This is a genomic window from Mycobacterium yunnanensis, assembly GCF_025823185.1.
Taxonomy (GTDB): Bacteria; Actinomycetota; Actinomycetes; order Mycobacteriales; family Mycobacteriaceae; genus Mycobacterium; species Mycobacterium yunnanensis.
Genome location: NZ_JACKVK010000008.1, coordinates 551,612 through 572,600 on the forward strand (window position 1 = coordinate 551,612; position 20,989 = coordinate 572,600).

The following is a 20,989-nucleotide window of genomic DNA, read 5'->3' on the forward strand; positions in this document are numbered from 1 at the left end:
TTGTCACGCGCCCGACCCGAGATCCTGCAAGAAGCGCTTGACAATATAGCCGACGCTATCGTACGGCGAATCTTGCCTGCTTGATGAGAGCGCCAAGGGCTTTGCGTAATTTTGCCTCATTATGGGAGAGGCTTTGATAAGTCAGATCCAGGAAAAAGGGCGCCGAAGTCGTTGAAAGATATCCGACGAGATCGAGAAATATTTCGAGTTGGCGGGCCGCCACGGATTGCAGATCGTCTTTGAACGCCACCGCGAGCATTGGTACGACCTCCAAGTCTTCCACCCACAGCTCCTGCTCCAACTCGTCGTGAAACAGCGTCAACACGGTGCCCCTGCCACCATCAACTGCTAGGCCGCCCCGAGCCGCTCGTACTTCGTGAATGACTTCGTGAAAGTCTTCGTCCTGCAATGAATAACCGACGAACATCATGTGCCGCATGAGAAGAAGGCCCTGTACAAGGCCCATTAGCGCACCATATTGACGAGGCATGTCGAGAAAGTCTGACCTCGTCAACACAATCTTCTCGGGCCCGTCGACGGACCCATGTAGCTTAAGCAACCATCGACCGTCGGCATTGAGCGGGCTGTCCGGCAAGACCGCCAACCCCCGACCACAGATCCGCGCTGCAGATTCGAACATGTTGTCAAAGTTGGTCGTCACCGCCTCCTTGCTGGGCAAGGAGGCAAGAAGGCCGTGTTGCAGTGCGTAACGATTGGGCTTGTTTAGTTGAGCGGCTACGGCCTCCCGTAGTCCGCATTTGGCTTGTTGCAAACGCCGTTCGATGACAGTGGCCTGATCCCGAAAGTCCTTCTTGGCCAGAGCTGCGATGACGTCTGGGCCCATTCCAGCGGTGACCGCGAGGTCGTTAAGCAACTTACTCCACGTGGGAAGTCCCGCGCCAGCGCTCACGCCGGCGCCGATGAACAGTACGAGTTGGCTGTCGATTGCCGCCTTCGCCAAGCGTTGTGCTTGAGCGACTAAGTCGTTCGACGACAGCTCATCGAAATTCCAGTAGTAGGTGATCCGAGTGTCATCTCCGACCAACCGGCGCCGCGCCCTTTGCGCTGCGGCATAGGGTTTTTCGCCAAAGGCCACAAGAACGATATCCACGTCGTACTCGACGACAAGACCGTCCAGCATCTTAACGAGCCCCTCGACAAGTTCGCCCTTCCGGTCTGACCCGCCCCCGTCGCCGGAGCCCACCATGTTGACGGCAAGCCGGCGCTTGGGCCAAGGATAGATGCGGGCGTCCTCGCTGACGGTCTCTAGCTGCTCAACTGCCTGCCTCACGAACTCACGGACGGCAGGCTTGAAGACCTCGAAGTCCGATACATTACCTGCTTTGCCGATGTTGCCCAGCCAGATCTGTGGTTGTCCGCTCTCAGCACGGATGTGGACAGCGGGCTTTGTTCCAAACGATTTAGGCAGCCGCTTCCCGTGCATGAGTACTCTCCACGAATCGGTGATGTGGAGGGTCCCGTCGGTAGGTATCAAGACGGCGTCACATGCGACCTGGTTCAGGTCACCGTTGATGATGAATAAGTGTCCACTCATATTGTCCCCACACGATTCGTTGCCGTTCTCAGGAAAGACTTGCTGCGATGCTGACTGGTCGGGCAACGGCCCCTTCGGGTCGTAGAAACAGCAGCAGCGCGCCGACGACTTCACGGTCGACGGCTGTGCGAACGGCATCGGCGTAGGCCTGCAACTGCACGCTGTAAAGCGACACCTTTGCATCAAGTTCGGTCTCGGTGCGCCAGGCGTCGGTCTTGTAGTCCACGATGACGAGTCCCTCGTCGCTCTCGTACAGCAGGTCGATATAGCCCTCGAGAATGCCGTTCTCCCAGGGCACTCCGACGTAGACCTCGCGCCAATGACGTTGTGCGGCAGCTAACTTTAGAACTTCCGAATCCAGTGCCGCCTGCGCGAGTGCCCTGATGACATCTTGTTTGCCTAGGACACCTTCAGCGGCAGCTTGCGCTGCACAGACCGCCGTGAGACCGTTGGCAGTTGCAAGATCAACAGTCTGCAGCGCACCGTGAACGGCGCGACCGATCGCGCTGCCGTACCGGCCCTTCTGCCAGGGCGGCAGGTCGATGTCCCGCGCCCCCTTAGTCAGACCTGGATCGGCTGCCGCGGCCCGGCTCAAGGCAGGGTCAAGCTCCTTCTCTGCCGCCCTCGCTCTCGCGAGCCCGATGGCGGACGTCGTCAATGGACGCGATGCATCTTTTAAGGCGGCATCGTGTGCTGCTTGCCATTCCTCGAGAGTCGGCAGATCCGGCGGATCGGAAACGACTTGGAATTCTCGCTGTGGCCGCAGCGGCTGGTCAGCTAAGTCGAGCTCGTCGGCCAGCGCAAGATTCCATCCCGCGTCGTACAGGACTTCGGCTGAAGTCAGGGTAGTGCGGGTACCTCGTTCCTTGCGATGGGCAGATATCACTAGGTGGTCGCGAGCACGAGTGGACGCGACGTACAGCAGCCGGAGGCGCTCATGGTGGCCCATTTGCTCTTCTACCGGTTGCGTGTCTTCGAAATCCGTGGTGGACAGCCGTTTCGAAAGCTTGATGGCCCAGCCTGCTGACTCAAGGAACCTGACCTCTACGCCCCGCGGTTGGGGATTCATCTGTGTGGTCAGGCCCGAGAGAATCACGATGGGGAACTCGAGGCCCTTCACGCCGTGAATGGTCAGAATGCGGACTGCGTCGTCGTCGGTCTCGGGAAGTACGGTCTCGACGACTCTCGTTCCCTCACCGGATTGACCCTCGACCCATTGGAGGTATTCGCGCAACGTGCTGCCGCCAGCCTCCTCCCACGCGCGGCACTGGTCGACGACGAATCGGAGCCTGCGCCAAAGGTCTCGCGGCCGCCGGTCAGCGGCAGCTAATTCGTAGAACCGCCTTTCGCGCAGTATTCGGTCGAGTACCTGGCTGGGCGACAACCACTGGCGTTCGAGATGAATGGCGGCCAGCCATGCGATGCCCTGCGCAACAGGGTGATCAACGGGTGCGTCTTCGGGTACAGCTGCCTGGTGGTCCCAGCCGCCGCGATAGCGCTTCTTCCACACGAATAGGTCGTCGTCTCCGCATCCAAAAGCGGTTGTACGCAAGGCGCTCACGGCGGCGAGTGAGTCCGTGGGATCGTCGACGGCGCGTACGACCAGCATGAGCTCGCGAACTTCGCGACTTCCGTACACCAACGAGGAAGTTTCGGCGCGGAAGGGGATGTTCGCCTCGTCGAGCGCGCGTTCCAGGAAGGGCAGCGACGTGCGTGCTGGCAGGAGGACAGCGATGTCGCTCCAGCGCGCCGGGCGCCAAGATTCGACGTGCGAGGGTGTCCGATCCGCGACGGACCAAGCCTCTCGAATTGCCCGCTGAATGGACGCAGATACGTCGGCCGCCTCTTGACTTCGGAGCTCGTCGGCTGGCAGTCGACGATCGTGTTCGCGGCCTATGAACGCAACCGGTGGCCCAATCTCGGGGCGCCCGCGCTCGGCCAGGAGCGCTTGATACTCAGGCTGTGAAGTCCCCTCGCCGACAATGAGCTTGGCGAATGTTGCATTGACCCAGGCGATGATGGGCTCCCCAGTACGGAAGTTCCGGCTGAGTTGTAGAGACGCACCCACCAGTTCGTCCCGAGCGGTCATGAACATGCCAATGTCCGCTCGCCGGAACCGATAGATCGACTGTTTGGGATCTCCAACGAAGAAGATGCGCCCGGGCTCCGTCCGGATCGCAGACCAGTGCTTCTGACCCGCTTCCTGATCGTCCGATGCGATGAGCACCGCGATCTCGATTTGTATCGGGTCGGTGTCTTGAAATTCGTCGAGCAGGAGTCGGTCATACCGCTGTGCGAGCGCGCGTCGCACGTCCGGCCCCGCGACGTCGCTCCGGAGCATGTTTCGAGCAAGCACCAGGAGGTCGTGAAACTCGAGTTCGCCAGCCTCTCGTCGGGCCGTCGCACTTTCGGCGGTGAACTGAGCGAGCGACGTCGCGAGTCGCTGAAGCACGCTTTCGAGAACGGCAGAGCGCAACGCCGCGCAAGCATCTTGAAGGTCACTGAGTCGGTCGCGAACAACTCCCACGCCGATGCTCGTCCAGTTCTTCGTTTGGCCGCGTTTTGATTTGAGCTTTGGCGCGTCGAGCAGTTTCACGCGACTGTCATCATCGACGGCTGCGCGCAGCCGCGCCTCGAAGTCCGTGACCATATCGGTGAGGTGACGAAACAGCAGATCATCTTCGTCGGTGCAACGCTGCGCGAGATCGATGACGGCTTTGAGATCCGTCAAGATGTCGCGCACGTCGACCGAGGGGACGGGTGGTGGCGCGAGATCTATGCGGTCGACGACGAGATCCCAATTTGCGTTGAAGGCCACGGCGACGTCACGAAGATGCTTGGGCTTGCCGCCACTCGCGAAGAGGAGCCGGAGTGGCATCTCGAGACTTTCATCGTCGAGAAGTCCGTCGGCGAACAGCTCCCATCGGGTTTCAAATGCCACCTGCGAAGCGATCTCGTCGTGGACCGCGAACCGCGGAGGTAGCCCCGCCTCGATCGCGTGTTCGGTGAGTATCCGCTGTGCAAAGGCGTGCAGGGTGCCGATCGCAGCGCTGTCGAGAACCAGTAGCGCATCGCGGCACGCCTCGTTGTCCGGAGCTCGGCGGCGAAGCTCCGTACGGATGCGATCGACCAATTCAGCCGCGGCCTTTTCGGTGAACGTGATCGCGGCAATGTGGTCTGCGGGGATGCCGGATTCGACAAGCGCGACGAATCGGCCGACCAGACAGGAGGTCTTGCCCGAGCCGGCGCCGGCCTCGAGAAAGAGCGTCCTTTCCAGTTCGTTGACGACCGCATCACGCGCCGTCTTGTCTATTTCGAGTTCAGTCGATGTCATCGCTGTCTTCCTCGTCGATGAGTGCGAGGTAGCCGGCGAGCGCGGGGTCGTTCTGCTTCCTGTTCCATTCGCGTCGCACGTGTTGATCGCTCTGGCCGTCGGGGGTGCAGAACCAACAGTCGACCCAACCCCAGGTCGGCTGATCCGACGGATGTGCAGGAAAGACGCCGGAACCGATACCAGTTGCGATCGTGTCGATGGCCCCCGTCACGAGCTCACGGACGTGGTTGGTGATCGGGTAGCCCTTGTGCTTGTCGTCTCGCGTAAACCAGTAGTCGGCGCGCACTTCGGGTGCCCCGGGGTATTGAGCCTGTGCTGCTTGCGAATACACGAAGAGTTGAAGTCGTCGACCGTGGTGATGCGGGTTTGATTCACTCAGGTTGTTGTACGAGCCCACGCTTCCCGTCTTGTAATCAATGACAGCTAGTGATCCGTCAGCGCCGCGGTCGACGCGGTCGATCGAACCTCGCATCCAGATGGTGTGGCCGCCGGGAAGGTCAATTGCCACATCGTCGAACGCCATCTCAGCCTCTATGGGGCGGAGTCCTTCGGCGAGCCGCTTCGCGTCGGAGTCGAGCAGTCTGTCGAGGTCATTCCCTAGGCGGATTCGTTCGGCGCGCCAAAGGATCGCGCGGCCGGTGTTGCCCTCTTGCTCCGCGCGATCGAAGTGCAGGGCAGCGATCTCATGTAGACGATTGTGGTCGTTCTGGGTCCACGTATTGAGCGCATGACCTGAATCGATGGCGAGGAGAATGAACTCCTCGAGGATCTTGTGGACGATCGAACCTCGGGTGAGTGGATCGATTTCGAAGCGCCGTTCGGGTTCTTCGACGCGTTCGACCCCGAGGACATGACCGAACAAATATGACCGTGGACATTTCGCCCATGCCTCCAACCTCGACGTCGAAATACTTTCTGGCAGAGCGATTTCGGCTGCGACACCGTCAAGATTTCCGTCGAAGCGGGTGAATTCGCTGCTTCGTCGAGCCAGTATTACCTGTAGTGCGACTTGGGTGCGCGCGTCGCCGCGCAGGAGCGGATGCTCGCTGGCGTGCCGTGCGATCGCGGCGAGCCGAAGCTGCTGAGTGCTCGAATACAGTCGCGTACGCGATAGCCCACCTGCGAAGGATGCGACGTGAGTGAACCACGGTTCTCCGGAGTGGTCGATGAGGTGGCCAGACTCGATGGTGTCGACATCGGCTAGCCGTGCGGCGTCGGCCAGTAGCCACCGCGACGCAGGTCGATCCGTCGATCGCCGTAGGTCGCCCCGGGGATACGAGAGCAGTGCCCGGTCGGCGCTTGCGATCGCGGCAATCAGGTCGCGGTGATCATCCAGCACGCGGTGCGCACGCAACTGTAGATGCCCTCCTGATGCCTCACGCTCGGCATCGGGCAACAGCGAATCCTCTAGCCTTCGGGCGGGGAAGCGGCCTTCCGAGAGGCCAAGTATTGCCACACGGTCGAGCGCCATCCCTGCGGCCACTGACACATGGCCGATGAGAACGCCGTCGCCCGGCCGACCCACTCGGCGCAGGGCCACTGACAGTTCACTGTCGAGCGTCCGTCGGAACATGTCGATGCTTGGGGCGGTGCTGCCCAGGGCGTCCAATCCGGCAAGCCGGTCAATCGCTTCCTCGACACGGTGCGCAGCGTCAACTTCATCGTCGGGCCAGGCCGAACGGCGTTGATCGCTGCCGAGGTACTTCTCGGCGAGGACCGTGAGCCAGGCGACCATCGCCGTCCATGATTGCGCTGGACCGTCGCCCTCGAGATCGCGTCGGAGTTGAACAATGAAGGCGGACAGTGTATCCGCGCGGTCGGCATCGCTTCGGCGGTGCTTTGCGCGCCACTCCAATCCGGCAGCGAAATCGGCGTCTGCGAGCTCGCGCTGTGCAACGGCCCACCGCGGGAGTCGAGCGTCCCAATCGCTTCCGTGAACGACACCCGCAGCGCGCGACACCCGCTCCCACGCGCGGCTGGGGACGCGGTCGCCGTCGCTCAGGATCGGCGCGTCCGACAGAAGCCCGAGCACGTCGGCTCGGCGGAAATCGCGCTCGGACAACTTCAGGAGATTGCGGATAGTGCGTCCATAGAGCATGTCGCCGATGTTGCGCACCGGCGTGCCGTTGAACGCAATGCCTGCCGCATCAAGCTGTTCCTGCAGCAGTCGGGCGTATGGATCCGCTGTCGGGTAGAGGACCGCGATGCTCCCGAGCCGGACTCCCTCCTGTATCCAGCCTGCGATTGCTTGGATGACCGCCCGGACCTCGTCGTCCGGGTCGCTGGCGCTGATGATGTGGGTGCTCACTGGCGGAGTGATCGGGTCATGTTGTGGGAGTATGATTCCCGCGAGTTCGCACGTTGCGGCAGTGGCTGCGTCGACGTCGGGCACGCCGGTGATTCCGACGTTGACCGTGAGCTGGCGGCGATCTGCGAGCGCTTTCACCAAGGCCGCCTCGCCGACTGTGAATGATGACAGCAGATGGATGACGACGGGATCGTTCTGAGTTAGTTCGCGAGATGTGATGAGGGTGGACGCCGTGCTGAGAAGGTCTTCTTCGTCGTACCAGTCAGCCATGAGGCGTTCGCGAGCCGTCCGTTGTATGCGTACGACGTCAGCGGCGCGGGGCGAACACGCCGCTACTGCGTCGAGGCTTGAATCGGGTGCTGTCCTGAGTTCCCGATAGGCGCTGGCGAGTGCTTGCTCGGTCGCGGGGTGGGCGGCGGCTGGAGCAAATATCCCGGGCTCGTCAGTCAGGACTGCGCGAATCGCGGAGGCGATCAAAGAAGCGGATGTCGGCCGTCGACCGCCCTCGGCAAGACTTGGACCTGCGATCTGTTCTGCGAGGCGACGTAAGGTCAGGAAATTGACATTGGCAATGCCGCCGGGACGCGCTGCCAGGGCCCGACGGGTCGCAACGGAGACGAAGTTCGATCTGACCACCACGGTGACCGGTGCGAGTGGGTCCTCGCCCTTCAGCGCCGCAAGCTGAACACCCAAGTGGTCGATCGCGGACCGTCCGTAAGCCGTTGTCGTCGTATAGATCTTGATTCCCATCGGTAGCCATCGCGTGCCGCCCGCTCATATCGATTAAAGCGAATCAGTTGGCAGCATGCCCCCTAGTTGCTCAAGAGCGCTACGACCATAGGCCCAGCAGACGTTCAGGTCCTGGACGTCGATGCAGCTCCTTTGCCCACCGCCCCGCGATTCCGCGTGATAGGACAGAAGGAGGACGTCGTTGCTGGACGACATTCCAACAGTGGGGGAGGGCAAGCCCGTGCCGGCGCGTTTGACGAGAGAAGGCAAGCTCCAGCGGTTGGTTGAGGAGACGCGAAAGCGGGTCGACCGTGAAGGAGACGCGACTCCGAACCTCAAGCAGAGCCCAAACAGCTACCTCCGCACCTTGGTGCAACAGGCGGGATACGCACGGAAGTCCGACAAACTTCTCGAGGAACTCGACGAGCGCTTGGACGCCGCAGGTATCGGTACTCACCCCAATCTGAAGGATCCGAGCATTGGGCCCGATACCCGAATCTTCTTCTTCGATCTGAGGCGTCCAATACCAAAGTTTCAGCAGCCTCGGCAGCGGTTTGCAGAGGAGAAGGAACTCTCGCGCTTCGTGGCTCTGAACTGGGCGGCACTGCCCTACATCAAGAAGGCAGGATTGCGATTCCGGGGAAGGGAGTTTCGGCTCGATGGGAGCGCAGTCATCGACCTGCTTGCCTTCGACAAGAAGACTGATGAGCTTGTCGGCTTCGAGCTGAAAGTGGCCGAGGGCAGTGACCGCATGTTGGGTCAGGTGGCGAGATACATGCCATGCCTGGTGAATCAGGCCAAGAAAGAAGGCAGATCCGGGGCGCGGCTGATCGTCATCACCGGTCAGCCCGACCCAGGCCTCGCGTCCAGCGTGCAAGATCTCGCCATGCGTTACGGGGTCAAGACCGAGTGGTTGCTCTACAACGTGTCGATCGAGCTAGTCGCGCATGAGTGAGCGCAGGTGTGTTCGGCCACCGGAGTACTGACGGAGGCCGAAATAGCGGGATCGTCGGCGACCGATGTAAGACTTGTGCGAAATGCGAGGGGAGCATGTGACAGCCAAGGACGATGAACGGATAGCTGCACGCGAAACGGGCGAGACACCAGCGGGGCACTCGCCGCCGACCTCAAGCGTTGCGCACCAACTGACGTGGGACCGCGACGCGGACTACCTGGACGCCGACGACTCCTTGGAAGCCCAGGGCGACGATTGGCGATACACGATTTACCCAGTGCCGGGGCGTGAGGGCGAGACCGTTGGTTACCACGTTTCGGGTGGGGACAACGATTCGAATGACGAGATCGGCTCATTGGTTCTCGATGGCAGGAGAGGCGAGTTGACGCTGCCAGAGGCGCGGGCCGCTGCCGAGGCGAACTATGCCTCCCGTTATCGCGAGGCAGAGCAATTCTTGGATGAAATTCTCGATGGCTCGGAGGACGACGACGGTGTTCCGCTAACCCGTCGAAATGACCATGGCAACATCATGTGCCGCGTAGACGAGGCGGGCGTCAACGAAGTCGAAGTAGTTGTCACGCTGCGGGATTACGGAGACGGCTACGACGCCGCCAACCGCCGCGTAACCGTCAGTCTACGCACTGTATTGAGCTACACCTACAACGGCGACCGCGAGGGCTTAGTAGACGACGTGCGCCGACTCATTCGACTCGAGAGCCCAAGCTGAGACAACTTACGGGCCGCATCGCCGAGTCCAGATGCCTCCGTTTCCGCATTTGCTGCAATGTCGATTTCGCGTTGCGCCGCCTTGGAGCCCCATTGGTAGGGGAAGTTTCCCGCGGTGGCTGTGACGGGTGGGGAGCTTGAATTGGCTGTCTCTCAGCTCTGTCCGCGTCGCACCTGATACTGGCCGCGAAGATTCGCCGACACCTGCTTCTCCGCGCGCCGGCGCTCAGTCGCGCCCGGGGGAGCGGCCGACCAGAAGGTAATCGCGCCGCGCCCAGTCGTGAAGTCCCAGCCCTGACCCGGCAGTGCCGGCACCGGATCCAATCCTTTCTCGATTAACTCGTCACGCATCTCTTCGCGCGCAGCCCGCCAGGAAGCGGCTGCCGCAGGGCTGGCCGTTCCACGCACGAATGCCACGGCGACGATTTCAGCACCGCTCTCAGCGGCCACAGCGACTGCCGCCGCAGCGACCTCGATTTCATCTACCGTAGGCGCGGACTCGACTACTAGACCGGTGTAGAGGTCGGGGCTCACCTTCCGTCGATCGCCACCGGCATACATCGCGTAGGTGTCCAAAGACGCAATTGTCCCGTCGATGAGGCCGGCCACGCTCATGAGTACGTAGTCCTCTTCGGACCGGTTGTCCGACAGGATGATTCCTTGGTTCAGCGCCGAGCCGAACTCGGCGCTCACGACTTCGACCAGAGAAGACACCAGGGGATGGCCGGGCGCGATCAACTCGGGCGGATCTGCCCGGAAGATTTGGCTGTCGTTGTGCTCGAAAGCCACTCGGTCGTAGCGAGTCATCAGCGATGAACCGAACAGTTCGCGCAACCTCGTCGGCACGTACGGAACCCGCCACGCGTCGCCTTGCGTCGCAATGTCGACATGGAACAGCGGCGCGGCGCGCAACATGAAGTCGCGTGCCACGTCGGGCTGGAAACTCATCGCCTTCGCGATCTCCATCTCGCGACGCAGTATCACGAGCTCTTCGGGCGTCAGCGTGCTGACCGAAGCCGCACGCTTCGACAGGGCGGATTGCAGACGATCGGCCACCGAGTCGAGTTCGGATTCGATGTGGCTATGGTCCGCCTCCCGTTGGACGGCCTGTGTGAGCAACTGGCTGAGGCTCATGTCGGTGAGCACCTCACCAAGTACGTCGAATACCTGATCGCCGAGTGCCTGGCGTTGCACCTCTACCTTCTCGAGCAGTTTCAGGAAGACGTCACCTTCCCGCGTATCGGCCGCGACCAAGTTCCACAGGTGGCAGGTGTGCCGCTGGCCGATGCGATGGATTCGGCCGAATCTCTGCTCGAGCCGATTCGGGTTCCACGGAACGTCGTAATTGACCATCAGGTGAGCCACCTGCAGGTTGACGCCCTCGCCCGCCGCATCCGTCGCGATTAGGACGGAGCTGCTCGGTTCCGCGATGAACTTGGCCTGCGACTGGCGCCGATCCCCCCATGACATCGCACCGTGGATGACTTGGACGTCGATGGTCTTGGCCAGGAGTTCGGCGAGTCGGTCTTCGAGATAGTCGAGGGTGTCCCGATTCTCGGAAAAGATGATGATCTTGCGGCGCAGCCCGTCCTCGTCGTACATGGCGTCGCTGGTGAGCAACTCGGCGAGCGCCTCCCACTTCGCATCCACGTGCGCGCCATGAACCGCCTCGGCTTTCTCGACGAGCCGCCCGAGCACCAAGATCTCCGCCTCGAGTTCGGCGAGCGTGCGTGCGTTAGTGGCGACGTTGACCACCTCGTCCTGATATGTCTCGGCCCGCGCGCTGGTCATCTCATCGGGATCCTCGGTGATGATCCCCAGGGAGGCGGCCAGATCAGCGGCGAGTTTCGCGTCGCCATCGTGCGTTCGGTCTGCCTGCGCGCGCAGCCGGTCGCGTCGACGAGTGAGCGATCGCAGGATTGCGCGAGGAGAAGATGCCAGCCGTCGCTGCAAAACAACCAGTGCGAAACCCACACTGCGCCTAGTGTCGTCGTCGGATACCTTGTTCATCTCCACTCGGACGTACTCGCTGACGTCCTCGTACAGATCGTGTTCGATCGGGCTGAGCCGGTACGGAACGGTGCTGGCGCGGCGCTCAGGGAACAGCGGCGAACCGTCCAGGTGGACGAGCTGTTCCTTGACCAGACGGCGCATCAGTCCATCGCTCGCCGGATCATCGACGGTGGGCTGTTCATCCGACCGGAGAAGGGTGAGGAACGCGCGATAATCCGCGTCCTTGCCGTTGTGTGGGGTTGCCGTCATCAACAACGTGCTCGGCACTGCGTCCCGTATCGCCTCGGCGAGCATGAACCGCTTCGTCTTCGTGATGGTGGCACCCCACGCACTCACCGCGAGTTTGTGCGCCTCGTCGAAGATCGCCAGATCGTACTTCCCGTCAACCGCCAGCGCGGTCAGGTCCCTGCTGCGGCTGAACTGATCGAGGCGGACGACCAGAAAGGGCAAACCCTCGAGTGATCCGTCCGGCGAATCGGCCAGGAGTGTCCTGTCGAAGATTTGAAAATGGAGTGCGAACTTCTCCCGCAACTCGTTCTGCCACTGCTCGACGAGACTGCCCGGCACCACGATGAGACACCGCCGAATCCAGCCCTGCGCAAGCGCCTCCTTGATGAAAAGACCAGCCATGATCGTCTTTCCAGCGCCGGGGTCGTCGGCGAGCAGAAATCGTTTCGGATGCCCGCTGAGCATGCAGTCATAGACAGCCTGCACCTGATGTGGCAAGGCCTCGACGTTGGACGACGATACCGCGAGCAGCGGGTTCAGCAGCGACGCATGCCGCAACCTTAGCGCCTCGACCGCAAGCCAGAATTTATCGGGGTCGGCCGCCAGCGTCGGGCCGCCGCCGACCTGCCGAACGCCCTCAAGTTCCACCTCGGAGAAGAGTCGCGACTCCTCGATGCCGTACTCGTCGCGATAGCGGACGAATGCACCCGAGCCGGCCGGCGTGATCTCGACAATCTCGACGGCCGCGTCGGGGACCAATCCCTCGACCTCGGCTCCGCGCGTCAGGTGAACGAACCCTTTCGGCACCGCGGTCCCCAATTCTTCCGAGATGGCTATCCGCATGATAGACAGCAAAGGGGAGGGTTTGGGCTGTGGAAGTCATGATCGTGAGCGGGGTGCACCTCGACCACGCGTGGACCAGTCTGGGTGTCCGGTTCGGGTCCGCCTTGCGCGCGTGGTCGCGGGACGTGCTGGCGCGCGTCGTGCAGGAGGCGAATCAGCGGGGCGCGGGAATGCTGCTGATCGCGGGCGACCTCTTCGACCGCTCTTACGCATCACGCGCCACCGTCGACTACGCCTCCCAAGTCCTCGGCGGGTTCAGTGGTGATGTCGTCATCGTTCCGGGCCAATCCGACTGGGTCGACGGCATGAGTCTCTATAAAACCCACACATGGGCCTCGAACACGTCGATCTGTTCGTCGTCCGACTTCGAACCTTGCACGGTCGCGACGACGGTGTGGGTTAGCGCGTGGACGTCACCGGGCGGTCCGGCCCCTCGGCTTCCGGACGCGTCCGAGTCGCGCGTGCTCATTCGCGCCCGTGCGACTCACGGGGTGCTCGTAGTTCCCGATCTGGTGCACGATCCCCGCGAGGCCGGGGGATGTGCCCTACTGATCGACAGTGTGGAGCCGCAACGGCCCGCTCAGCGATTCGAGCTGCTCGGCCAACCCGGATCGCTCGTCGACGTTGACGTTACAGATGCGGCGAGCACCGATGAGCTTGACAACACCCTTGACGCCGTTGTGGCCTCGGGCGATCCGCTGCTGCTGCGACTGCACGGGACGCTCGCCACCGGGGTGCTGCTCCCGGGCTTCGGCGTGCCAGAACGGAATTTCTCGTCGGAGGTGGTGCTCGACCTCGACTCTCTGGACTACGCGATGCCATCCGTCGATCCCGCGGACCACAGTGCCCGAGCGGAGTTCCTCCTCGCTATGTCGTACGCCAACACCCCTGAGCTGCAACGGCACCAGACGATAGCGCTCGGGCTCGCCGCCCTCGACGCCTCGACTCAGGGTGCCTAAGCCGTGCGCATCGACAAGGTGATCGGGACAGCGTTCGGACCGTTGCGCGCCGAGAGTCTCGATTTCGCACCGGGCCTCAACGTCGTACACGGGCCCAACGAGGCGGGCAAGTCCAGTTGGTTCACCGCGACGTACGCTGCTCTGGCCGGGCGGCGCAAGTACAAGGGCAAGGGCTTCGCCGACGAGCTAGAGTTCAAGCGTCGACACAAGCCGTGGTCGGGCTCCAAATGGGCTGTCGGGCTGGCCGTTACGCTCGACGATGACCGCGTGCTGGCGATCGAGCAGGACCTCGAAAAGGGCGAATGGCGGGTCATCGACGCCGCGACCGCGCGGGCAATACCTGATGCCGACTTGCTGACGGACAACAGCCTCGACGCCACCCGATTACTAGGCCTCAACCGTTACTCGGCGCGGGCAACGATCTTCACCGGGCAGGCCGACATCCTTCGGGTTCTCGACGATGCAGGCGAGCTGCAGGCGCTGTTGGAGAAGGCCGCCGCTAGTGAATCGGCGGATGCGTTCGCCGACGCCGCGCTCGCCTGGCTCAAAGCCCAGCGCAGCGAGTGGGTCGGAGTGCCAAACGGCAAGAAGCCGCTTGCAACCAGTCGCATGGCATGGGCGGGCGCTCAGGCGCTGGCGGAGACACGACGAGATGACCTCGGCGAGCTCCTCGAAGCGATCGGCAACCGGAAGAAGCTCGCCGCCGCCCTCGTTGACGCCCGCACCAGAGTCGAACTGGCCGAACGTCTCTCGAAGTGGCGGCGCGTCTACGAGATGCGCCGGCGCGTTGAAAAGGCCGTCGAGCTATCGACAGCTCTCGAGGAGACGAGCGAGGCCGACCTGGCGGTCGATGGTGACAAGCTGGCGGCGGCAACCAAAGCCCTCGCAGTATTCGACGGCGGAACCGATGTTGCGCCGCTCGCCGATGGGCCCACGGCGTCCGACCTGCAGGTCCAGCTAGATGCATTGCCTGCAATCCCCGAGGGGGATCTCGAACCGCGTGCGGACATTGTCGAGGCGCGGAACGAACTGGTCAATGCGCAGACGGTTATGGACACTCACATGCAGACCGCGCCGCTCGTCGTCGCTGCGCCTTCGGTTGCACTCGATGCAGACGAGTTACGCAGTCTTGCCGAGGTTCTCGCGGCGTCGCCGCCTGAGGTGGACACAGTTGCCGTATCGGAGTTCGAGCAGTCCCGAGCTGAGCAGAGGGATCAAATCGCCGCCCTTCGGGGAGTGGTCGAACAGAAGGATCTCGCCTACCAGCGGGCCAAAACTGCCTACGACGCTGCTGTGACCGATGGCGCGCAAGCTCAGGAACTCGCTGCATTCCACACCGCCGAACGCGCTGCCGCTGAGGAGCTCATCGCCGCCACCCGCGAGCAGTCCGAGTTCCTCCTGGGGTCGCTCGGAGAGCAGCAGTCGCAGGCAGCGGTGATGGCACAGGAAATTGCTCTACGCCAACATCGGGAGCTTGTCGGCTCTGCGCGCCGGCGGATACTCGACGAAGGGCTTGAGCCGGATCCCGGCGCTCTGAGGACGGTTGCCCGCGCGATCGACAATGCCTTTGCCGCTGAAAAGCTGTCGGCTCAGCACACGGAGCGCGCCGCAGAGTTCCGCGGTTTGCGCGAGAACCGTGCCCGGACCCTCGGCCGACTGCTCGGGCAGGCTGCTCACGCCGAAATTACTGACGACCATGTGGCGCTCACCCTTCAAGCCTTCGCCGAGTATGTGGACGCATGCAAGGCGTGTGCCGAGGTCGCACAGAAGGCCGCTCGCCGTGACGATCTGCTGAGTGCGTACACGCAGCGACAACAGCTCGAAGCGGGCCACTGCGAGGCGCTAGCCGCACGCGAAACTCAGAAACGCGGTGTCATCGTGCTCGCCGAGCCCCTTGGCCTCAACGCCGAGTCCATCGAAGCGGCCGTGGAAGGGCTGCGCCGGTGGACGCTCGAGCAAGAGTTAAAGCAAGAGGCGGCGGCCGCGCGGAAAACCGATGCCGCGCTGCTCGCACAGTTGCTCGGTGGCCGTGAGCTCGTCGATCTGACATCCGACCTTGCCGCCCTGACGACGAGCGCCGGGCCCGAGCCGGACGCACCAATGCCGCCCGATCTCAATGCTTTCACCGCGAATGCGAAAGAACGCCTCGACAACACGATCAACCGGGACGGACAGCTCAAGGGGCAGATCCAAACACTTGAGGGCGATCTCGGGTCTGTCGCCGAGGCTGTCGAAGCGGAGGCCGACGCCCGGCGGACAGTGACCAGGGTCGAGATGTTGGCGGCTTGTATGGACGCGGCAACAGATGAACTCAAGACTGCGAAGGAGCGAGCCAACGCTTCCATCGCGCCGGCTCTGGCGAATCGGATGCGTCCTTGGCTACCAAAGGTGACGAACGGCCGCTACCGCGATGTCTCCGTCGATCCAAGTGATCTCACAATGCAGGTGACCGAGGGCACCGGCCAAGTGCGCCAAGCGGATCGACTCTCATTGGGTACGACCGAGCAGATTTACCTGTTGCTTCGTGTGACCCTGTCGCAGGTGCTCTCAGGCGGCGCGGAGACCGCTCCTTTGATCTTCGACGACGTGACCACTCAATCGGATGCCGTCCGCACTGTCGCGATCATGAAACTGCTCCATGAGCTCAGCACCAAGCACCAGGTCATCGTCTTCACGCAGGAGGACGAGGTCGTCGAATGGGCGCAACAGAACGTTCACCCCCGGCGCGACAAGGTCATCCCGCTAGCGGCACCCTGAAGGAGGTTGCTGGCATCAACGCCTGCGCACGGTTAACAGTTCGCAGCTAAGTTCGCACCGCTGCCCCTGAGCGTCCGGGCGGATCTCCACCTCACCAACGTTGCATCGCTCGTCGTCCGCACTCGATGCTCAGTGCCAAACTGGCCATTATTATTTCAACGCAAGCTGAGACCAGGACTCATCGCGATCTGTTGTCGGTAGACGATGCGACCATTCCCGCCATGACCGTCCATAGCCTTCTGCAGATCACGTTGTTGGTCTCCGACGTCGACGCCTCCGCCGCGTTCTACAGTGCGATCGGTATGCAGCTCTACGCTGTCGATGAACCCGGGCAGCCGCATCATTTCGAGGGAGGCATCGACACAACGGTGCTTCAACTCTGGCCCGCTTCGGGCGGGCACGTCACTAGGATCCAGCTCGGTCTTCGAGTCTTCGCGATCGAGGAGGCTGCTGCTCGGCTGGATGCGCTCGAAATGTCGCATGAGCGACCGTGGCCAAACTTTCTTCGGACTCGCGACCCCGATGACAATCGCGTACATCTCACGGAGGTCAGGATGACGACGTCACAAGATCAGGCGACCGCGGGGCGCATGACGTGCGACGCCTAGCGCACAGTGCTAACGGACATCCACAAAAGGACGTCCAAAAGCCGGAGATGCGACACGGACGGAGGCAGGTCTGGAACCTGAGAACGTAGCCCGGCGAGCCATGTCCAGACGGCGCGGTCATCTGCCGTCAAGACGGACCGAAAGTTTCGCCAATGGTTCTGCGTACCAACACCGGTTGCTTGTTCGACGAATTGATCCCAGATGGGGATCAGTCTGGGTCGTTTGACCGCGAGGAGCTTGCTGGTCTTCGTCCTACCGAGACCGTCTCGGGGATCTCGGAGCAGCGACCAGAGTTGTCCTGCGGCCGAACTCGAAGTGAGAACGTCGTCATCGGCATCGAGGATGTCGAGGTCGACGGGGATCTGCCTCAGCATGCTGGTGGCTCTGGCTGCGTCACGGCCAAGCAATCGGATTGCGGAATCGGCGGGCACGGTGACGCTCAACATCGAGACCGCGACGAAGTCGGCCGGCCCGAATGCGTTCGGGTCATTGTTCAAGCCCGCGATTCGTTCGAACTGGGCGCCCGTGTAGTTGGGCTTGCCCTCCGCGTCGAAGGCGAAGTATCGCTGGATCAGATCGACGGCCTCGTCCGACCGTTGCTCGACGATCACCTTAGGCCAGCGCGCACGCCAGTGGGTGTCGGTCTGATCTGACTTCATGATGCTGCTCCCTCGCTGAATCGCACGCGAACGGACGCGACGCCGCGACACCTACTGCGGTTAATCATGAGGCGCTGCGCTCCGATCGAGTTGCGCCGCAATCCTGCCATCCAACCAATCCTGGGCCTGTTCGCCATGAACCTGCAGCGCGAGCGACGTGACGTCGCCGGTCAACGCAATGGCCACCGCCTTCCAGCCATCGACATCGTCGATCTTTTCAACAACCTCGATAAAGGTGTCCCCATGCCCGGAGCAGAAGGCTGACGTCAAACGCCGCGCCGCTAAGAAGAGCGCTTCGTTAGTCACCCGGCACCCCAATGGACGTCGCAAGTTCATTGGGAGGCGTTCCACTTCTCCGACGCATGGCGGCAGCGTAAGAACAGGCACCGACAAAAGCCGCCACAAAGCTCAGCGGCCACGCAGAGGAGTCTGCTCAAGCCGCGACAACCTGATCCGACCTGCAGCAATATGAGATCACTGATGACGCGATGAAAGGCGCGGATGCGGAAGTCCCTCAAGCGATTCAAGATCGATCACTGTCAAGTCGCACGCAGATGTCGGTATCCCTGGGTAACGTCCTGATAATGGCTGCAAGCTCTCACGCGGGAATGTCCGACTACGAGCGAAAGGTATGGGGGAGACTTGTCGCCGAGGCGGCGGGGAAACCCGCTGAGGCGAATCGCTTAGGACGATGGACGCAGTCAGCTCGCACTCAGGTCAAGGATGTCGCCGTGAAGGCGAAGGACGGCATCGCTGAGCACGTACCCGGCGCCGAGCGTGCCGTGTTGGCGCTCGATGCGACGATGCAAGAGGCGCTTTCGGGTCTGCACGGTGCATTTGTTGAACGAGGTCTGAACTCGGTCAATCCTGGCGCGATTTTCAAGACGTTCGCTGACGAGGGTGTGAGCGTCACCTCCTACGGTCAGGTTCGGCAACTTGATCTGAGGATTTGCGATCGGTCGGTGCCCCGACGCAAGGAGAAGTACGTCGCAATGGCGGCGGGGCAGGGCGCCGCAACGTCTCTCGCCGTCACCGGTGCCACCGTAGCGTCGACCGTAAGTGGCGGGACGACACTCGGCGTTGCGCTGGGTGCGGTCGTCGTTGACATCACCTCGGTCATGGTGGGGATGGGCCGCATTGTGGCGTTGGTTGCAGCTCATTACGGATACGACGTCCGCGAGCCGGAGGAGCAGATCTTCGCCTCGGGCGTTCTGAGCTACTCATCGGCAAGCAGCGCTGCTGAGAAGGCCGCGTCGCTGGCTGCGCTCTCCCGCCTGACCCAGGAAATGATGCGCCAGGCGACGTGGAAACAACTACAACGGCACCAAATGGTCAACGTGATTCAGACGGTTGTCACATCACTCGGGTTCAATCTGACGAAGAAGAAACTGGCGCAGATTGTGCCGGTCGCGGGTGTACTAGTAAATGGCGGTCTCAATGCGCGCCTGGCGCAGAACACCTTCAAACGAGCACAAGACGCCTATCAGTTGCGATTCCTTACCGAGAAGTACGGACTCGATCCAAAGTCGTGGGCGCCCAGCACCATCGACGCAGAGGTCATTGACATTCCGTTGGTAGACGAGATCCTCGATGCCGAGATTGCATCGGAAGAAAGTGACGTCGACCGCCAGCCGAGCCAGTGAAAGTCACCGTCACCGAAACACCGCGTCTCGCCAATGGCGCCGAACGCAAGGTCTGGCAGGCACTCGTCGAGCAACTCGAGCCTGACGACCTGCTCGTCCCCGGCCAGCGCGTCACCGACCACCTCAAAGATCACGAGGTCGACTTCGTCGTCGCGATCGAGGGCGCGGGCATCGTCTGCCTCGAGGTCAAGGGCGGCGAGGTCTGGCACGACGGCACGGGTTGGTGGCAGAAGCGGGGCGGCAAGAACGGCACAGACAAGGAAATCGAGCCCGTCCGCCAAGCACGCGAAGCCTGTTACGCGCTAAGGGACTTCGTCGAGAAGGACCCGCGCTGGACGCAAGGCCGACTGCGCTGGGATCACGTCGTCGTCCTACCCAACACCGAAGTGCTCGCCGACTTCGACCTCCCCGAGTGTCCGCGCTGGAAGATCATCGATCGCAACGACCTTCCCACGCTCGTCGACAAGCTGCGGGAGATACTCGTCCGCCAGGAACTCGACCGGCCGCTGCTCAGTGACCACGGTGTACGCCAACTCGCGACGGCTCTGAGCGGCAGGGGGCTGCCACAGCGCGACGTCGTCGCGAGGGCTCTTGCCAATGCGGATGCCGCCGACGCGCTGACCGAGCACCAGGCAGTCATCCTCGACGCCATCCGTCTGCTCCACCGTGTGGAGGTCCGCGGCGGCGCCGGTAGCGGCAAGACGTTCCTCGCCATGGAGCAGGCCCGCCGCTTGGCGCAGCAGGGGCAGCGGGTGGCGTTGGTCTGCTACTCGCACGGCCTGGCCTCCTACCTGGAACGCATCGCCGCCACCTGGCCGCGCCGCCAGCAGCCCGCCTACGTCGGCGAGTTCCACGACCTGGGCAAACAGTGGGGCGCATCCGTCGGCCCGGACGAGGCACTTCGCAACGACCAGACGGTGCAATTCTGGGAACACGACCTGCCGCTGCAAATGGCCGCTCTCGCAGCCGAACTCGAGCCCGGCCACCGCTTCGACGCCGTCGTCGTCGACGAGGCCCAAGACTTCGCCGACGCATGGTGGGACCCGCTGCTGGCTGCCCTCAAGGACCCTGTCGAGGGCGGCATCTACGTCTTCAGCGACGAAGGTCAACGCGTCTTCAACCGGTTCGGGTCGCCGCCGGTGCCACTGGTCCCGCTGATCCTCGACCACAATCTGCGCAACACGCGCCAGATCGCGAACGCCTTCCAGCCGCTGGTGGACAGCCCGATGAAGTTCCTCGGTGGCGAGGGGCCTGCGGTCACGTTCGTGCCGTGTGCTCGGGACGAGGCGATGGGTGTCGGCGACGATCAGGTCGATGTGCTGCTCGACCAAGGGTGGCGACCGGAGGACATCGCACTGCTGACCACCGGCAGTCGTCATCCCGAGCAGGCAGAACGGCAGCGAGACGGCCACAAGGCCTACTGGGACACATTCTGGGACACCGGCCAGGTCTTCTACGGACACGTTCTGGGTTTCAAGGGACTCGAACGCAGTGCCGTCGTCGTCGTGGTCAACGAGGAGGGCAAGTTCGAGCGCTCGCGCGAGCGGCTCTACGTGGGATTGTCCCGAGCCCGTGAGCAACTCGTCGTCTGCGGGAATCCCGACTTCATCCGCGAGGTCGGCGGGCCCGACCTTGCTAGGCGGCTGGGATGCTTGTGATTCAGCAGACAGGT

The 20,989-nt window shown here is 62.5% G+C and carries 13 protein-coding genes; 7 read left to right on the plus strand and 6 right to left on the minus strand.

Translation table 11 applies throughout. The features are described 5' to 3' along the window. Positions 1-55: 55 nt before the first annotated feature. The 3 genes from H7K45_RS31495 to H7K45_RS12705 are packed head-to-tail and all read right to left on the minus strand — an operon-like array spanning position 56 to position 7,947. On the minus strand, positions 56-1,669 hold the full coding sequence (locus H7K45_RS31495; protein ID WP_263996162.1) for an SIR2 family NAD-dependent protein deacylase: 1,614 nt from the start codon (positions 1,667-1,669) through the stop codon (positions 56-58). Beyond that, positions 1,584-4,889: a UvrD-helicase domain-containing protein gene (locus H7K45_RS12700; protein ID WP_263996163.1), complete on the minus strand. Its 3,306-nt coding sequence runs from the start codon at positions 4,887-4,889 to the stop codon at positions 1,584-1,586. Before H7K45_RS12700 ends, H7K45_RS31495 begins: the two co-directional genes overlap by 86 nt. After that, positions 4,876-7,947 (minus strand): PD-(D/E)XK nuclease family protein, encoded by a 3,072-nt coding sequence (locus tag H7K45_RS12705; RefSeq protein WP_263996164.1) that lies wholly within the window; start codon positions 7,945-7,947, stop codon positions 4,876-4,878. The genes H7K45_RS12700 and H7K45_RS12705 overlap by 14 nt, the downstream gene beginning before the upstream one ends. Before the next feature lie 181 nt (positions 7,948-8,128). Between H7K45_RS12705 and H7K45_RS12710 the strand changes: the two genes are divergently transcribed. Next, entirely contained in the window at positions 8,129-8,881 is a 753-nt protein-coding gene (locus H7K45_RS12710; protein WP_263996165.1) for a PDDEXK family nuclease, read from the plus strand. 97 nt (positions 8,882-8,978) lie between these two features. Next, entirely contained in the window at positions 8,979-9,608 is a 630-nt protein-coding gene (locus tag H7K45_RS12715) for a hypothetical protein (protein ID WP_263996166.1), read from the plus strand. Between the two features lie 152 nt (positions 9,609-9,760). Here the strand turns inward: H7K45_RS12715 and H7K45_RS12720 are convergent, their stop codons facing one another. Then, positions 9,761-12,691, minus strand: a complete 2,931-nt coding sequence (locus H7K45_RS12720) for a DEAD/DEAH box helicase (RefSeq protein ID WP_263996167.1) — start codon at positions 12,689-12,691, stop codon at positions 9,761-9,763. A 125-nt stretch (positions 12,692-12,816) separates the two neighbouring features. Between H7K45_RS12720 and H7K45_RS12725 the strand changes: the two genes are divergently transcribed. The 3 genes from H7K45_RS12725 (at position 12,817) to H7K45_RS12735 (ending at position 17,015) form a co-directional block, all read left to right on the plus strand. After that, positions 12,817-13,650: a metallophosphoesterase family protein gene (locus tag H7K45_RS12725; protein WP_263996168.1), complete on the plus strand. Its 834-nt coding sequence runs from the start codon at positions 12,817-12,819 to the stop codon at positions 13,648-13,650. Positions 13,651-13,653: 3 nt separating this feature from the next. Next, positions 13,654-16,407 carry an AAA family ATPase gene (locus H7K45_RS12730; RefSeq protein WP_263996169.1) on the plus strand — a complete coding sequence of 918 codons (2,754 nt, stop codon included), beginning with the start codon at positions 13,654-13,656 and terminating at the stop codon, positions 16,405-16,407. A 221-nt stretch (positions 16,408-16,628) separates the two neighbouring features. Continuing rightward, entirely contained in the window at positions 16,629-17,015 is a 387-nt protein-coding gene (locus H7K45_RS12735; RefSeq protein WP_263996170.1) for a VOC family protein, read from the plus strand. Here the strand turns inward: H7K45_RS12735 and H7K45_RS12740 are convergent. Both H7K45_RS12740 and H7K45_RS12745 read right to left on the minus strand, forming a co-directional pair. Then, positions 17,012-17,674: a DUF6308 family protein gene (locus tag H7K45_RS12740; RefSeq protein WP_263996172.1), complete on the minus strand. Its 663-nt coding sequence runs from the start codon at positions 17,672-17,674 to the stop codon at positions 17,012-17,014. The genes H7K45_RS12735 and H7K45_RS12740 overlap by 4 nt on opposite strands. Positions 17,675-17,734: 60 nt before the next feature. Beyond that, positions 17,735-17,980 carry a hypothetical protein gene (locus tag H7K45_RS12745; RefSeq protein ID WP_263996173.1) on the minus strand — a complete coding sequence of 82 codons (246 nt, stop codon included), beginning with the start codon at positions 17,978-17,980 and terminating at the stop codon, positions 17,735-17,737. Between the two features lie 425 nt (positions 17,981-18,405). On the opposite strand from H7K45_RS12745, the gene H7K45_RS12750 reads away from it, so the two are divergent. Further along, positions 18,406-19,317, plus strand: coding sequence for an EcsC family protein (locus H7K45_RS12750; RefSeq protein WP_263996174.1), 912 nt, complete (start codon positions 18,406-18,408; stop codon positions 19,315-19,317). Continuing rightward, positions 19,314-20,975 (plus strand): NERD domain-containing protein, encoded by a 1,662-nt coding sequence (locus tag H7K45_RS12755; protein WP_263996175.1) that lies wholly within the window; start codon positions 19,314-19,316, stop codon positions 20,973-20,975. Before H7K45_RS12750 ends, H7K45_RS12755 begins: the two co-directional genes overlap by 4 nt. The last annotated feature ends 14 nt before the right edge of the window (positions 20,976-20,989 follow it).

Bases quoted from the DNA above. Each gene is read 5' to 3' on its own strand.
- H7K45_RS12700 (WP_263996163.1), bottom strand. From the start codon at position 4,889: ATGACATCGACTGAACTCGAAATAGACAAGACGGCGCGTGATGCGGTC.
- H7K45_RS12705 (WP_263996164.1), bottom strand. From the start codon at position 7,947: ATGGGAATCAAGATCTATACGACGACAACGGCTTACGGACGGTCCGCG.
- H7K45_RS12720 (WP_263996167.1), bottom strand. From the start codon at position 12,691: ATGCGGATAGCCATCTCGGAAGAATTGGGGACCGCGGTGCCGAAAGGG.
- H7K45_RS12735 (WP_263996170.1), top strand. From the start codon at position 16,629: ATGACCGTCCATAGCCTTCTGCAGATCACGTTGTTGGTCTCCGACGTC.
- H7K45_RS12740 (WP_263996172.1), bottom strand. From the start codon at position 17,674: ATGAAGTCAGATCAGACCGACACCCACTGGCGTGCGCGCTGGCCTAAG.